10 protein-coding genes and 1 pseudogene are annotated in these 15,146 nt (G+C 58.6%); 8 read left to right on the top strand and 3 right to left on the bottom strand.

Annotated features, from left to right (window positions below; all coding sequences use genetic code 11):
- Positions 1 to 57 precede the first annotated feature (57 nt).
- Positions 58 to 1,878, bottom strand: coding sequence for a sigma-54-dependent Fis family transcriptional regulator (locus JD108_RS17620; protein ID WP_198827287.1), 1,821 nt, complete (start codon positions 1,876 to 1,878; stop codon positions 58 to 60).
- 346 nt (positions 1,879 to 2,224) lie between these two features.
- Positions 2,225 to 3,502: a methyl-accepting chemotaxis protein gene (locus JD108_RS17615; protein ID WP_198827286.1), complete on the bottom strand. Its 1,278-nt coding sequence runs from the start codon at positions 3,500 to 3,502 to the stop codon at positions 2,225 to 2,227.
- A gap of 130 nt (positions 3,503 to 3,632) precedes the next feature.
- On the opposite strand from JD108_RS17615, the gene mobA reads away from it, so the two are divergent.
- On the top strand, positions 3,633 to 4,256 hold the full coding sequence (mobA, locus tag JD108_RS17610) for a molybdenum cofactor guanylyltransferase (protein WP_228728189.1): 624 nt from the start codon (positions 3,633 to 3,635) through the stop codon (positions 4,254 to 4,256).
- A gap of 101 nt (positions 4,257 to 4,357) precedes the next feature.
- Here mobA and fdhD read toward each other — a convergent pair whose 3' ends face one another.
- The gene (gene fdhD, locus JD108_RS17605; RefSeq protein ID WP_198827285.1) at positions 4,358 to 5,155 is read right to left on the bottom strand and encodes a formate dehydrogenase accessory sulfurtransferase FdhD; all 798 of its coding nucleotides are present in this window, start codon (positions 5,153 to 5,155) and stop codon (positions 4,358 to 4,360) included.
- Positions 5,156 to 5,529: 374 nt separating this feature from the next.
- Between fdhD and JD108_RS17600 the strand changes: the two are divergent.
- The 7 genes and pseudogenes from JD108_RS17600 (at position 5,530) to JD108_RS17570 (ending at position 15,019) form a co-directional block, all read left to right on the top strand.
- Positions 5,530 to 6,805, top strand: a pseudogene (locus tag JD108_RS17600) (L-lactate MFS transporter).
- A gap of 52 nt (positions 6,806 to 6,857) precedes the next feature.
- The gene (locus JD108_RS17595) at positions 6,858 to 7,223 is read left to right on the top strand and encodes a Na-translocating system protein MpsC family protein (RefSeq protein WP_198827284.1); all 366 of its coding nucleotides are present in this window, start codon (positions 6,858 to 6,860) and stop codon (positions 7,221 to 7,223) included.
- A 216-nt stretch (positions 7,224 to 7,439) separates the two neighbouring features.
- Complete coding sequence (locus tag JD108_RS17590; protein WP_198827283.1) at positions 7,440 to 9,788, top strand: FdhF/YdeP family oxidoreductase; 2,349 nt, start codon at positions 7,440 to 7,442, stop codon at positions 9,786 to 9,788.
- A gap of 51 nt (positions 9,789 to 9,839) precedes the next feature.
- Positions 9,840 to 11,108, top strand: a complete 1,269-nt coding sequence (locus JD108_RS17585) for a molybdopterin molybdotransferase MoeA (protein WP_198827282.1) — start codon at positions 9,840 to 9,842, stop codon at positions 11,106 to 11,108.
- 20 nt (positions 11,109 to 11,128) lie between these two features.
- A complete protein-coding gene (gene mobB, locus JD108_RS17580) occupies positions 11,129 to 11,644 on the top strand; it encodes a molybdopterin-guanine dinucleotide biosynthesis protein B (RefSeq protein WP_198827281.1) in 516 nt (171 codons plus the stop codon).
- A 328-nt stretch (positions 11,645 to 11,972) separates the two neighbouring features.
- Positions 11,973 to 13,757, top strand: a complete 1,785-nt coding sequence (locus JD108_RS17575) for a M3 family oligoendopeptidase (RefSeq protein ID WP_198827280.1) — start codon at positions 11,973 to 11,975, stop codon at positions 13,755 to 13,757.
- Between the two features lie 299 nt (positions 13,758 to 14,056).
- Positions 14,057 to 15,019 (top strand): metal-dependent hydrolase, encoded by a 963-nt coding sequence (locus tag JD108_RS17570; protein ID WP_198827279.1) that lies wholly within the window; start codon positions 14,057 to 14,059, stop codon positions 15,017 to 15,019.
- Positions 15,020 to 15,146 lie beyond the last annotated feature (127 nt).

Genomic DNA, 15,146 nt, shown 5'->3' with positions numbered 1-15,146 from the left:
CGTACAGCAAAAAGGAAGCAGACGACCGGCGAGACCTCGTTCGTTGCTTCCTAGAAATTAGAATACTTTCTCATCGTTGAGAAGTCGATGTCCCTCCAGTTTTCGATAGAGTGTAGCCAGGCCGATATCCAGCTTTTCGGCTACCAGCTTTTTGGCCTCCAGCGAATGGCCGTACTGCTGGAGCATGCTGTAGAGGATCTGCCGCTCATGGCGCTGCAGCCTCTCCTTCAGCGGCTGGTCGCCCTCGACGGGGGAGGCGATGCCGCTGACGCTGTGATGCTGGCGGATGCGCATCGGGACGCTGTCCATCCCGATATAAGGGGAGACCTCCATATTGACGGCGTATTCGATCGCATTTTCCAGCTCCCGCACATTGCCCGGCCAGTGGTAATGCATGAACAGCGCCCTCACCTCGGGGGTGAAGTCGAGTATGGGATGGTTGAGCAGATCCCGGTATTTCGCCAAAAAGTAGTCCATGAGCAAAGGGATGTCTTCGACCCGCTCCCTGAGGGCGGGCATGTGCAGCGGGATGACGTTCAGCCGGAAGTAGAGGTCTTCGCGGAACTCCCGGTCGCGCACCATCTCCTCCAGATTTTTGTTGGTGGCGGAAATGACCCGGATATTGACCGGGATCAGCTGATTGGAGCCGACTCTCTCCACCTGCTTGCTCTGCAGGACGTGGAGCAGCTTGACCTGCAGATGGAGCGGCAGGTCGCCGATCTCATCCAAAAAGATCGTCCCGCCGTCAGCCAGCTCGAATTTGCCCGCTTTGCCCTCCCGTTTCGCTCCCGTAAAAGCGCCGGCGACGTAGCCGAACAGCTCGCTTTCCAAGAGGGTCTCCGGGATCGCCCCGCAGTTGACGATGATGAAAGGGCCGCTCCGCCGGTTGCTGGCGAAGTGGATAGCCGCAGCCAGCATGCCTTTTCCCGTGCCGCTCTCGCCGGTGATCAGGATATTGGAGGTGCCTCTGGCTACCTGTTCGGCCTGTTTGATCACCAGGGCCAGCGAGCGGCTTTTGCCGATGATCTCGGAAAAATAGAGGTCCTTGTGCTCATTGGTCAATACGTAGGCGAGGCGGCGCATGTCGGCCATCCGCCGGAAAGAGGCGACCACGCCGGTCACGCGGTCGTCGACGTGGATCGGGCGGGCGGTGACGATGAAGTGCATTTCGTGATCCCCGAGCTGATAGATCTCCTCCTGCTCGACATAGCCGCTGCCCGTCTGCAAGACCTGCAGCATCGGAGAGTCCGCCCAGATTTCGCCCAGCGGAGTGCCGATCAGCTCATCCTTGGACCGCTGAATCAACTGCTGGGCCGTGCGATTGCAGGTGATGACGATGCCTTGATCATCGATCGCGATAATGCCCTCGTGAATCGATTCGATCAGCGTCTCCAGCTTGGTAAAGGTTTTTTTCCACTCGTTCCACGCCTCCTGCTCGGCGATTTTCCCCGTGAGCAGCTCGGTCATCCGCTGCAGGAAGGTGAGGTAGGCCAGGCGATTGTGGATCAGCTGCCGACGCTGAGTCTCGTTGAAGGCGATCAGGCCGATGACCCCGATGACCTTGCCCTTGTAGTGGATCGGAGTACAGAGCTCGGCCAGCTCTTCGGTCACGCCCTCCAGCACAGAAGGATCGTAGGAAGGATCGCTCCGCGCATCCTCGATGAAAAAGGGCTGGTTGGTTCGCAGCACCCGGCCGTACAGATAGCCCGCATCGATTTCTCCGCCTTCCTCCTGCAGATTGATCCGCTCTTTGTACTTGCCTGTGCCGGCAATAATCGTCATGGTATCATCGACGATCTCCGTCTCGACCTGCAGAGCGGCTGAGATCGCCTCGGCCACCTGCTGCGTGATCTCCTGGAAGTCGCGCAAAATGCTCATCGCCTCTCTCCTCCTATTCGCATGGTTAATGGGAAAAGCAGGCTTCTCCCTCGTGGGAAACCCGGTTCGCAGGCTGCTTGCCCATACGCAAACAGACAGGTAACAACCCTTTCGACGGGCAATTGATATAATCCTCTCAATTTTGAGAATATTTATCTCGGGAAGAAAAAGAAAAAAGCCGGGCTTGTTGCCCGGCATGTGAGGACAAAAGGAGTCGAGAGGACAAAAGGAGTCGAGAAGCCAAGAGAAGCTACGAGATACCACGAGAACCACTGGAGCCAGGAGAAGCCACGGGAGCGAGAAGTCAAGAGAAGCCCCGAGATGCCAAGTTGGAGCCTCTAGGCGCTTAAAGGCGCTTGCGGCTGGTCAGGCGGCCCAATTCGGCTGAGGTATCGGTCAAGTTGCGGACCGCGGCGGATACTTCCTGCAAGGCTTCCGTCTGCTCGCGGGAGGCAGCGGATACCGCCTGCGTCTGATGCGCGGAGCGAGCGGCGGTCTCAGCGGCCTCCGTGACAGCATCCAGCGCCGATGCAGAGGTACGGGACATGCTTTGCGCCCGCTCGGAGACAGCCTGTACACTGCTTGCCAGGGAGAGAATGGCGTCGCGCATTTCCGCAAACGAAGCTCTGGCCTCGCCCGCGGCGCGGATCCCTTCGGCGACCTCGGCACTGCCGGTGGCCATGGTCAGGACGGCCTGCTCCGTTTCTTTCTGAATGCTGGTGATCAAGATTTCGATTCTCTCCGCAGAGCGCGCCGATTCTTCGGCCAGCTTCCGCACCTCGTCTGCGACAATCGCGAAGCCTCGTCCGTGCTCGCCTGCGCGGGCGGCTTCAATCGCGGCGTTCAGGGCCAATAAGTTGGTCTGTCCTGCCAGGCCGGTGATGACGCTGGTGATCTGGCCGATCTCCTGGGACCGTCCCCCCAGCTCCTGAATCACCAGGGCCAGTTGATCCATAATGGTGTAGATGCTGTCCATCTGCTCGGCCAGCTCTTGGATCGCTTCGTCTCCCTCGGCGCTTTTCCGCCCCGTCCGGCTGACGGCATGGGAGATTTCTTCCGATTGGGAGCTGATGATCGCGGCATCCGCCGCGATGTCCCGGATCGCCCGGATGCTCGCTTCGATGCGACGGAGCTGCTCCTCGGCACTGATAGCGGCTTCGGTCGCGTGCGCCGCGATGTCCGTCCCCCTCTCGCCCGCCAGTACGGCACGGGAGGACAGGCTGTCCAGAGAGGCCGCCAGCTCGCGCGAAGAGAGCACAACCGTCCCGAGCACATCTTGCAAATCGCCGACCATCTGTTCATAGGCCTGCGAAATGCGGCCGACTTCATCGCTGGCGGTGTCGCTTGGCCTGCGGGAAAAATCGCCCGCCGCCGCACTCTCCATCGCGGCCGCGATTGCGGAAAGCCGCTTATGGAGGCGTCTCGTAAACGGGTAGAGCAGCATCTGCCCGACTCCGAGCAGAGCGATCAGGACGCCTGCGAGGAGCAGCAGCGTATCGGTCTGGACGCCTCCTGCCTGGATCAGCACCGCACTGGTCAGGACAGCGCCCGCCATGAACAGCGAAACGGCGAAAACGAGCAGGTGTATTTTGGATCTGATTGATAATTTACGGAAAAAGTGCATGTGACCGCTCCTTATTTGCTATATTCGAAGCATATTCTATTATCGGTAAACGAGGGCGAAAGGTTTGCTGCTTTCAGTTGGATGGAAAAGCGAAGCGCAGGAGTGACCGAACAGGAACGGGGGAGCGAGAGTGAGAGAGGAGCTGGCCGGCGTCATTTTGGCCGGGGGAAAAAGCAGCCGGATGGGCACGCCTAAAGAGCTGCTGGAGTGGCGGGGGAGAACCCTGATTGCCCACCTGCAACAGGAGATCGCCGGCACAGGTCTGCCCTGCCTGATCGTTTCCAACAGACCGGAGACGTTGATAGAGAAGGGGCAGCTGATATCCGGCGCAGATGTGGAAATCACGCGGGACCTGGTGCCGTCGGCCGGGCCGGTCAGCGGGATCGTCACGGCCTTTCGGATGCGCAGCGAGGAGGTGCTGCTGATGCTCTCCTGCGATCTGCCCTTTGCGGAGCGGTCACAGCTTAGGCGGCTGATCGCTTTCGCCGGCCAAGCGGGGTCGTGGGATGCGGTCGTGGTCCGGGCGCAGGAGCGGCTTCACCCCTTGTTCGCCCTGTACCACAGACGGACGCAAGACCATTTTGAGGAGGCCCTCCAGGCGGGGCAGTACCGTCTGATGGATGTGCTGCAAAAGCTGCGCGTCGTCGAGACGCCGCCAGGCCTCATCGACCCTTGGGCGGCCTGTAATGTCAACACCCCGGAAGAATATCGCGCCGCCCTCAGGGAACAGAAAAAGCGGGAGTCCGAGCGATAGCGCAGGCGGACCTTCCCCATGGGGATGCAGAAGCAGCCCCGGTAAAGAGCAAGCATCCCACGCAAAGGCAAGCATCCCACGCAAAGGCAAGCAGTCTATGCTTAGGCCAGCAGCACCCGCTGCGGATGGGTGTACACATTCATCCGGTCCTGGCGAATAAAGCCGATCGCCGTGATGTTCAGCTCTTCAGCCAGCTGCAAGGCCAGGTCGGTGGGAGCCGATTTGGACAAGAGGATGCTGGCCCCGATTTTGGCGGACTTCAGCAGCACCTCGGAGGAGATGCGCCCGCTGAAGGTGAGAATTTTGTCGTCGGTGGCGATTTTGTGGCGCAGGCAGTAGCCGTATATCTTGTCCAGCGCATTGTGCCTGCCGATGTCAGAGTACTGCAGCAGCACCTCTTCCGGCGAGCAGAGCGCAGCGTTATGGACGCCGCCCGTCTGCCGGTGGATGGCCGAGGAGGCTTGCAGCGTGTCCATCAGATGCAGGCATTGTTCCGGTGTGACGGTGACGCCGTCCGCTGCCGGTTTGGCCGTGCGGGCATCGCTGAAAAAGTAAAAGGACTGCCGGCTTTTCCCGCAGCAGGAGGTGATGCGCCGCTTGGAGTAAAAGCTCTGCGACAACACCGTCTGCTGATGGGTATCCACGTAGGCAAAGCCCTTCGCCTCGTCGATGGTGACCTGCTTGATATCGTCATAGGAGCGGATCGCCCCTTCGGCGGCCAAAAAGCCAATCACCATCTCCTCCAAATCTGCGGGCGTGCAGACGATGGTGGCAAATTCCTCGTCCCCCAGAAAAATCGTCAGCGGGTATTCGGTGACGATCTCATCCTCTTCCCAGGCGGACTGGCCCACCTGCACTTTTAACACTTCTCTGGTGATGGTTTTGGACAAATGAGACATGGGGAGCCTCCTTTCTGATGTCGTAAAAATTGGAAAATTTGACGAGAATGTATTGTCGAGTAAGCGCTCACATGGTAGTATACTATGTGAGGTTTCGGTTGTCACAAAATTTTCACGATTTGCCCGGGAGTTCACAAATTGACACGGGATAGCGAACCTGTCGCCGGTTTATTTGTCAGAGCTGCTCCAATTGAATACCAAGCACTTGCTGTTGATGCTGAAGTAGCGACCCTGCTGATGATTAACTGCCGTGTCTCGTCTTTGCCCGCCTGCCCGTCCTGGGGCCGGAAGCGAAGATGGATTCGGCAGTTTTTGTTGTTTGGGGATGTTGCTTCGGGATCGCCCCCCATTTTATCAAAAAGGAGATGAATGGTATGGAGCAAAAACAGAAAAATCGCTGGCTGATCGCAGCGGCTGCGGTGGGGATCCACATCTCGATCGGATCCGTCTACGCCTGGAGCGTATTCACCAACCCCATCATGTCTCAATACGGCTGGGAGCTGAGGCAGGTACAGCTGACGTTTAGTATCGCGATTCTTATTTCTCGGCCTATCTGCCGCATTTCTCGGGTCTTACGTAGAAAAGCATGGTCCGCGCAAGTCGGGCATTCTCGCGTCGATCTTTTTCGGGTTGGGCATTACCGGCTCCGGCCTTGCCATGAAGATGGGCAATTTGCCGCTGCTTTATCTCTGCTACGGCGTGCTCAGCGGAATTGGCCTTGGAGTCGGCTATATCACGCCGGTCTCGACGCTGGTTAAGTGGTTTCCCGACCGCAGGGGATTGGCCACGGGCCTGGCGATCATGGGCTTTGGCTTTGCATCGGTCGTTGCCGGTCCGATCATCCAGATGCTGATCGGCTCCGTCGGCATTCCGAATACGTTCTTTGTTCTGGGTATCATCTATTTCATCTTGATGTTCGCATCCGCGCAATACCTTGCACCGCCTCCGCAAGGCTGGGTGCCAAAAGGCTACTCCGCCGATGCTGCCGCAGGCCTGAAGCAGATCAAAAAGGACTACTGCCAGCTCACTGCCAATGAAGCGGTGAAGACGCGCAGATTCTACTGGCTGTGGCTGATGCTGTTTATCAACGTGACTTGCGGAATCGCTATCATCTCCGTGGCTTCCCCGATGGCGCAGGAAATTGCCGGTTTGTCCGCAGGGCTTGCGGCGACCATGGTGGGGCTCAACGGTCTGTTCAACGGAGTAGGCCGCATCGGCTGGGCGTCCGTATCGGATTATATCGGCCGTCCCAACACCTATACCGCTTTCTTCGCGATTCAGATCGTCCTGTTTTTCCTGCTGCCCAGCCTGACCTTGCCGAGCCTTTTCATGGCCGCGATGTTTATCATCATGACCTGTTACGGCGGCGGCTTTGCCTCGATCCCGGCGTATATCGGCGATCTGTTCGGCACCAAGCAATTGGGAGCGATTCACGGGTATGTGCTGACCTCCTGGGCGGCGGCGGGACTCGTCGGTCCGATCTTTGCCGCGTGGGTGCGGGATACCACAGGCAGCTACACAGGCACACTCTCGGTTTTCGTCGGGATGTTCGTCGTAGCGCTGATCGTCTCTCTGCTCGTGCGTCTGGATATCAAAAAGCTCAAGGCGGAAGCGGAGCGCGGGGAAAACTCTGTTGAACTGGCCAGCTAATTGATGGTAAAGTCGTAAGTAAGATTACGGATAGTAAAGGTGACTTGCATCGATGAATAAATATGAAGCTGAGTTCAGCAATCTGGTGAGAGCTTTCCGCAAGCGCCACATGGGCAAGGGACCGAGCAAAATCAACACCACTTTTTGCAAGAATTGGGCAATCTGTGAAATGGAAGGGAACCTCTCTCCTGTCGAAAAATTCATCGCGACTGCTGATGAAGGCAAACAGATGCTCCGCGCGGCCCGGACGGAAATGGTCAAGGAAATGTACCGCAAGAACCGTCCTGTTGAGATGGAGGCGTTTCTGGGGGCGACTTTCGTGGAATTATTCGTCGATATCGACATCGAACGCGACTTTGGTATGTCCATCTTCGTTTTCGACCAGGACATTGAAAAAAAGTTCAAGAACTTGCCGTAAGCCTGCGCGAGGCAGCCTTTGCCCGCGAAGAGGCCGGACGGCGTATCACGAACACACGACAGGTTGCTTGGTAGCGTTCCTGCCATAGAGCCACCGTGGACTTTCCCGTACGTATCCGACTGAGGGATGGTTTTGCGGTGGTTATTTTCTTGTAACGGGGACAATACCGAAGATTCACAGCACTACAGTAAGAGACTATGAAAAGGGGCGAGTAGCATGGGTAAGACAAAACACACAGGGCCCATCAAGCTGGATACATCCTTGAAGCCTTCCCTGTGGTCATCACTGATGCCGATGGGGCTGGGAAAGGTAAAACCTCATCACATCCGCGATACGATGAAGGTCATCTACGAGAATCGGGACAATCTGGGGTATGCGTACCGCATCCTGACGCAAGGCGTCTGCGACGGCTGCGCGCTCGGCGTGTCCGGGCTGTACGATCAGACGCTGAGCGGCCCGCATCTTTGCACGACGCGTCTGAACGTCCTGAGGCTGAATACGATGCCGGCGATCGATCCCAAGTGGCTGGATAACGTCGAGGAAATGAAAAAGCTGTCCAGCACGGAGCTTCGCAAGCTGGGGCGGATTCCTTATCCGCTGTCGCGCAAGCCGGGGGAAAACCGCTTTACCCGCATCAGCTGGGACGAGGCGCTGAACCGGATCGCGGCGAAGATCAAGTCGATCACACCTAAGCAGATGGCTTTTTTCCTGACCTCTCGCGGGATTACCAATGAAGTGTTCTACACCGCAGCCAAAATGACCCGTTTTCTCGGGACCAACAATATCGACAACTCCTCCCGCATCTGCCACTCGCCGAGCAAGACGGCGCTGAAGCGCTCGCTCGGCATCGGGGCGTCCAGCTGCAACTACAAGGACTGGATCGGGACGGACGTCCTCGTCTTTTGGGGATCGGTCCCGGCAAATAACCAGCCCGTCTCGACCAAGTACATGTACGCAGCCAAAAAAGCGGGGACGAAAATCATCCTGATCAATCCCTACAAGGAACCGGCGATGGAAAACTACTGGATTCCGTCGATTCCGGAGAGCGCGCTGTTCGGGACCAAGATCGTCGACGATTTTTACCAGGTGAACATCGGCGGAGACATCGCCTTTATGAACGGGGTCATGAAGATCTGGTTTGAGATGGAGGAGGAGCGGCCGGGCTCTGCGATCAACCACGAGTTTTTGCGGGAGCACGCAAACGGCCTGGAGGAGCTGCGCGCCCATGTGCAGGCACAGGACTGGGCGGCGCTGGAGAAGTCGGCGGGCATGAGCCGGGAGCGGATGAAGGAATTCGCCGAGCTGATCGCCGGCTCCAAGACCGGGGTATTCGTCTGGTCGATGGGACTGACGCAGCATCACTTCGCTACGGACAACATCTCGCAAGTCGCCAATCTGGCCATCCTGCGCGGCTTTATCGGCCGGGAAAAATGCGGTTTGATGCCGATTCGCGGCCACTCCGGCGTACAGGGCTCGGGCGAGATGGGGGCGGACCCGTTCAGCCTGCCGGGCGGCGATTTTGACGAAGAGAACAGGAAGCGCGTGGAAAAGGTATGGGGCTTCCCGATTCCGAACTGGCAGGGAGATATCGTCGGCGTCTCGCTGGAAAATGCGCTCCTGCCAGACGGCCACGAGCGGAAAACGAGACTGTTCTACACCAGCGGCGGCAATTTTCTGGAGACGATGCCGGACCCGGCTTACATGAAGTCGTGCCTGGAAAACATGGAGATGAGAGTGCACCAGGATATTATTTTCAATACCTCTACACTGGTCGACGCCAAGGAAGAGGTGATCGTGCTGCCGGCGATGACCCGCTACGAACAGCCCGGCGGCGGAACCTCGACGAGTACGGAGCGGATGGTCTATTTCAGTGCGGAGGTCGAGGGGCCGCGCATCGAGGAAGCCAGGCCGGAGTGGGAAATCTACGTCGATCTGGCGGCCCGCGTCGATCCTGCCCGCAAGCATCTGATGCACTTCGCGAGCGCGCAGGAGATCCGCAACGAAATCGCCCTCGCCAACCCCAACTACGACGGCATCCAGCATCTGAAGAAGCGGGGCGACGTCTTCCAGTGGGGCGGGGCGTGGCTCTGCGAGGATGGCATTTGTCCGACGCCTGACGGGCGGGCCAATCTGATCCCGATCGAGCTGCCGGAGCTGCAGCGGCCGTCCGGACAGTTTTACGTCACGACGCGAAGGGGCAAGCAGTTCAATTCGATGATCTACGCGGAGAAGGATCCGTTTAACGATGCGGACCGCTACGATGTGCTGATCCATCCGGAGGACGCCAAAGGGCTGCATATTCGCGACGGCGAATCCATCGTGGTGTACAATCAATTCGGCGTCTTCCAGGGGAAAGCCCGCTATGCGGAAACGCTGCAGGGCAACCTCCAGGTGTACTGGCCGGAGGGGAATGTCTTGCTCCCCAAAGGGGTCTATGAAAAATACGCCGGGATCCCGGAATACAATACCGCCGTCACCGTGGAAAAAGCAGACCGCTATACGTCGGGGAAAGATATGAAGTATATCGAAAAGCGGGTGGAGGATCTGGAAGTGGAAGTGAGCTGAGCGGAGGTGACCGTTTGCGGAACAGGGAGCAGGGAGAAGGAGGATTGAGCCATGCGCTTTCACAGGCAGACGATCAGCGTAGAAGAAGCGACTCGAAGACTTTTGTCTGAGCTGGAAAGACAGGGAGAGGAGCAGATCGCCATCTATGAGGCAGCGGGGCGAATCCTGGCCAGAGATATCACGGCGACCTGTGATTTGCCGCCGTTTGACCGTTCGCCACTGGACGGTTTTGCCGTCAGGGCAGCGGATACGGCAGGGGCGAGCGCGGATCGGCCGGTTACCCTGGAAGTGGTGGAAACCATCGCGGCCGGCGAAGTCCCCCGGATCGCTTTGGGCCCGGGGAAGGCAACCCGGATTATGACGGGGGCCATGCTGCCGGAGGGGGCGGATGCCGTCATCATGTTTGAGCAGACGGAGCAGCCCGGCCAGCTCGCACGGGAGGTGCGGTTGAAGCGCTCCCTGCGAGCGGGGGAAAACCTCTCCCGTCGAGGCGAGGAGGTGCCCGCGGGCAGCGTCGTGGCCAAAGCGGGAGAGCGGATCAATCCGGGCACGCTGGCGATCCTGGCCACCTTTGGCTACAAATGGGTGCCGGTCGTCAAAAAGCCCCGCATCGGCCTGCTGTCGACCGGGCCGGAGCTGCTCGGGATAGACGAGCCGCTGGTGCCGGGGAAAATCCGCAACAGCAATGCGATCATGCTCGCGGCCATGATCGCGGAGGCGGGCGGAATCCCGGTGATGCTGGAAGGTCTGCCCGATGAGCCAGCCGCCGCGAAGGCACGGCTGGCGGCCTGTTTGGAGGATGTAGACATGCTCGTGACATCGGGCGGCGTGTCGGTAGGCGACTTTGATGTGATCGCCAGCCTGGCGGATGAGCCGGATGTGGCGCTCCTGTTCAACAAGGTAGCGATGCGTCCGGGGAGCCCGACGACTGCCCTGCGCTATCAAAACAAGCTGATCTGCGCTTTGTCCGGCAATCCCGGCGCTTGCTTTCTCGGCGCCTGTCTCTTCCTCTTGCCTGCCGTGCGGACTCTCTCCGGAGAGCAGACCGGCGCAAGCCCGGGCCCGACCATCTGGGCCACTCTCGGGGAGACCTATGACAAGCCCTGCCCCTATCCGCGCTATCTCCGCGGCCGGCTGACCGAGGAGGGGGGCCGGCTGTACGTCTGGCCGGATTGGAATCACAAAGCCGGCAATCTGTGCACGATGTCGATGAGCGAGTGTTTTGCCATCATTCCTCCCGGCGGCAGAGGCAAGCAGGCGGGCGAGCTGGTCGAGGTGCTTCCCCATGCGATGCCGAGCTGGGAGCGGGTACAGGTATGAGGGAACAGGGAGATGAGAGCATGAAGAAGAAGCCGGTCGTCATCCAGTTCGTCGGCTATTCCAACTCCGGGAAGACGACGCTCCTGACCAGGCTCATTCCGCTTTTGGAGCGGACAGGCATACGCGTAGGCGTCGTCAAGCATGATGGCGGCCATGATTTTGAATGGGATCAGCCGGGCAAAGACACGTGGAAATACCGCGAAGCCGGAGCCTCGCTGGTGGCGATCTCGTCGCGGACCAAAACGGCGATGCTGGAGCAGCGGCCGCTCGGATTGGCCGAGCTGATCGCCCGCATGGCAGCGGCCGGGGCAGATCTGGTGCTGGTTGAAGGCTTCAAGCGGGAAGGGTATCCCAAGCTGGTGCTCCTGCGCGAGCCCGGGGATGAGGAGCTGCTTTCGCAGGTCACTCATGTCCTGGCTGTGGTCAGCTGGGAAGACTACGCCCATCCTGGCTTGCCTGTGTATCGTCTCCAGCGGGATGAGGATGAGCTCGCCAGATTCATTCTTGATAGGTACACCCAATCCCAAGACCAATGAGAAGCATGGATGAAGAGAATATCGAATGAAAAGGACGTATGGAAGCGCCAAGGCGCATCTGTGCGTCTTTTTTTAAATCGAGGAGAACCGAGCCGCCTCCTGGCCGGTTCGAATCCGTCTGCTGCCCGATTTTCCGGCGGCCCCGCTTCCCCATGGACAACAGGCCCGTCAAAGAGGTACCATATGGTAATGCACCTCTTTCAATTCCTTTAGATCAATTGAATTATTTTTTTGATTTGGTGCAGTTGTTTCATAATTTATACATTTTTGGCAATTTCCTGCACTTTCTGCAGGCATTGCGTTACAATGGCATCAAGGAGGGATACATATGGAAAAACAATTGCCGCAGCGCTGGGATCTGGATGTTTTCTTTCCCGGAGGAAGCGCATCGGAAGCGTTTCGCACATATCTAGACCAACTGGAAGCGGATATCTCGTCATGGGATGGACAGTTGCAGCAGGAGGCCCTCTCCCTCGCGGAGCAAGCGACATTTCAGGCGGCCCTGACTGGCATCCAGAGCATCGCCGTGCGTCTAAAAGAAGCGGGAGCTTTTATCTCCTGCCTGACCGCGCAAAACGTGAAGGATGAGCAGGCGACCCTGCTGGGCGGACGCGTCAAAAGTCTGTCCGCCGCCTTCGCCTCCGTGCTGACCGCCTGGGATGTGCATCTGATGAAGCTGGATGAGACTACGTGGAAAGGCATGCTGTCTCTGCCCGAGGTGGAGCCCGTTGCTTTTCCGCTCCAAGAGCGGCGGAGACGCGCCCAGGAGAAGCTGTCTCCCGAACAGGAAAAGCTGGCCAATGATCTGGCCGTCGATGGCTATCACGCCTGGCAGGACCTCTCCAACGCCGTCACCGGGCGCATGAGCCTGGAAGTAGAGATAGAGGGAGAGATCAAGCAGCTCTCTGTCGGGCAGGCCGCCAACCTGGGGTATCATCCGGACCGTTCGGTGCGCGAACAGGTATTTGCCAAATGGAATGAAGCCTGGGCGAAGGAAGCGGAGCTGTTCGCCAAAGCGCTCAACCATCTGGCCGGTTTCCGGCTGGCGCTCTACCGCCATCGCGGCTGGGACTCCGTCCTGCGGGAACCGCTGGATATCGGCCGCATGCAGGAGGGGACGCTGGACGCCATGTGGGAGGCGATCAACAACCGCAAGGACCGCCTGGTCTCCTATCTGAACCGGAAAGCCCGGCTGCTCGGCGTGGAGAAGCTGAGCTGGCATGACGTCGCCGCACCGATCAGAAGCAACCAGCAGCAAGTCTCCTATGACGAAGCGGCTGCCTTTATCCTGGAGCAGTTCGATCGCTTTCACCCGGAGTTGGCCCGCTTCTCCCGCCGGGCTTTTGAAGAGGGCTGGATTGAGGCGGAGGACCGGGCGGGCAAGCGTCCCGGAGGCTTCTGCTCCAGCTTTCCGGTGTCGGGACAATCCCGCGTGTTCATGACCTACGCCGGCCATGCGAAAAACGTCTCGACGCTGGCGCATGAACTGGGCCACGCCTACCACCAGCAGGTCGTGAGCGGGCTCCCGCCGCTGGCGCAAAACTATGCCATGAATGTGGCGGAGACGGCTTCCACCTTTGCCGAAATGATCGTCGCCGATGCCGCGGTGAAGCATGCAAAGAGCGACGAGGAGCGCCTCTCTCTCCTGGAAGACAAGCTGCAGCAATGCGTCGCCTTTTTCATGAACATCCAGGCGCGCTTTCTGTTCGAGAAGCGCTTTTACGAACAGCGGAAAAAAGGGCTGGTCAGCGTGGGTGAGCTCAATCGCTTGATGGTGGAAGCGCAAAAAGAAGCCTATTGCGATGCGCTTTCTGCCTACGAGCCGCACTTCTGGGCATCCAAGCTGCATTTTTACATCACCAGCTATCCGTTTTACAACTTCCCGTACACCTTTGGCTATCTGTTCAGCTTGAGCGTCTACGCTCGGGCGCTGCAGGAGGGGCCCGGCTTTGCCGAGAAATACGATGCGCTCCTGCGGGATACGGGACGGATGACGGTGGAGGAGTTGGCGATGCGCCATCTGGGCGAGGATATTACGACGGTCGCCTTCTGGCAGACGGCTGTCGACCTGGCAGTGGCGGATATCGAGGAGTTCCTCCGACTGACGGAATAGAGCGGGACTGACAGAACAGAATCACCTTTGTCCAAAAGGAAAAGAATGGGGAAAGAGAACAACCGGCCGCTGGCGTGCGGCCGGTTTTTTGTTGCCTGTCTGCTCCGGCCTGGCCCGAGCGCGGCGAAGAAAGTTTAAAGAAACCTTTACCTCTGCTTGACGAAAGCCATACGTCTTTTTCGTACTGTAAAAGAAGTGGCCGTCATGATGAAAGGATGCTGCGGTCCAGTGAGGTTTCGCTGTCGATGTGGGAAAAGGGCCGCTGGTTGCCGGCCTAAAAAAGTCTCGGAGGGATCGGCGTGGATACGGGAAGCCATCTGTTGCTGGGAGTCACATTGGGAGGATTGGCGCATCTGAGTCCGGGAGTAGCGGGCGATCCGGCGCTGGCGCAGGCTGTGATGATTGCGGCCGTAGTCGGCTCGCACGCTCCTGATTTTGACACGGTCGTGCGAGTGCGTGGAGCGACGGCCTACATCCGTTACCACCGCGGAGTGACGCACTCGATTCCGGCTCTCTTTCTCTGGCCGGGCGTGATAGCGCTGGCTGTCGCGGCGGGCTGCGGCGTCTGGGAGCAGCTCGGGGTGCTGTATCTGTGGTCCTTTGCCGCGGTCGTGTTTCATGTATTTCTCGATATGCTCAATACGTATGGGGTTCAGTGCCTGCGCCCCTTTTCGCGCCGCTGGGTGCATCTCGATATCTTGGCCATTTTTGAACCGTTTCTCTTTGTCCTGCATGCGGCTGCTGTGGTGTGGTGGCTGTTTTTCGGCGGAAAGCCAGGGACGATCTGCGCAGCGGCTTATCTGCTGTCGGCAGGCTATATCGGCCTGCGCGCCTGCCAGCATCAATGGCTGATTCGGCAGGTTCAAAGGCAGCTGGGTGTCGCGGGCATCTGCCATGTGATTCCCAGTTTTCACCCGTTTCTCTGGCGGTTCGTCGTGGAGACGGATCGCCAGTTTTATACGGGAAAAGTGGAGTACGGACGGGTCTGTCTGGAGGATCTCTATCAAAAGGAGCGAGAGAGCGACATCATCCGGGCTACGATGGGCGTGGACGGCGTGCGCGCCTTTCTCGGCTTTGCTCAGCGAATCCATGTGACCTGCAAGGAGCTGCAGGACGGATATGAGGTCATCTGGAGCGATGTTCGCTTCTGGTATGACAGCCAGCTTCCTTTTGGCGTGGATGTGCGTCTGGACCGCAAGCTGAATGTCGTCTCGCTGAAGCTGGGTTGGCGGAAAAAAGCGTGGAGCCCTCCGTTTGTCTAAGCGGGGGAATCATTTCCCCTTTCCCCGCGTGCGACGGGCTCGGGTGAGAAGGTGTGCCACACCCGGCAGACAACCGCATAAAGATCTTGGGACAATACGCGGATGCCGATTCCGCGTTTCTTTTTTT

It is taken from the genome of Brevibacillus composti (assembly GCF_016406105.1).
Taxonomy (GTDB): Bacteria; Bacillota; Bacilli; order Brevibacillales; family Brevibacillaceae; genus Brevibacillus; species Brevibacillus composti.
This window is presented reverse-complemented; position numbering and strand designations above follow the sequence as displayed.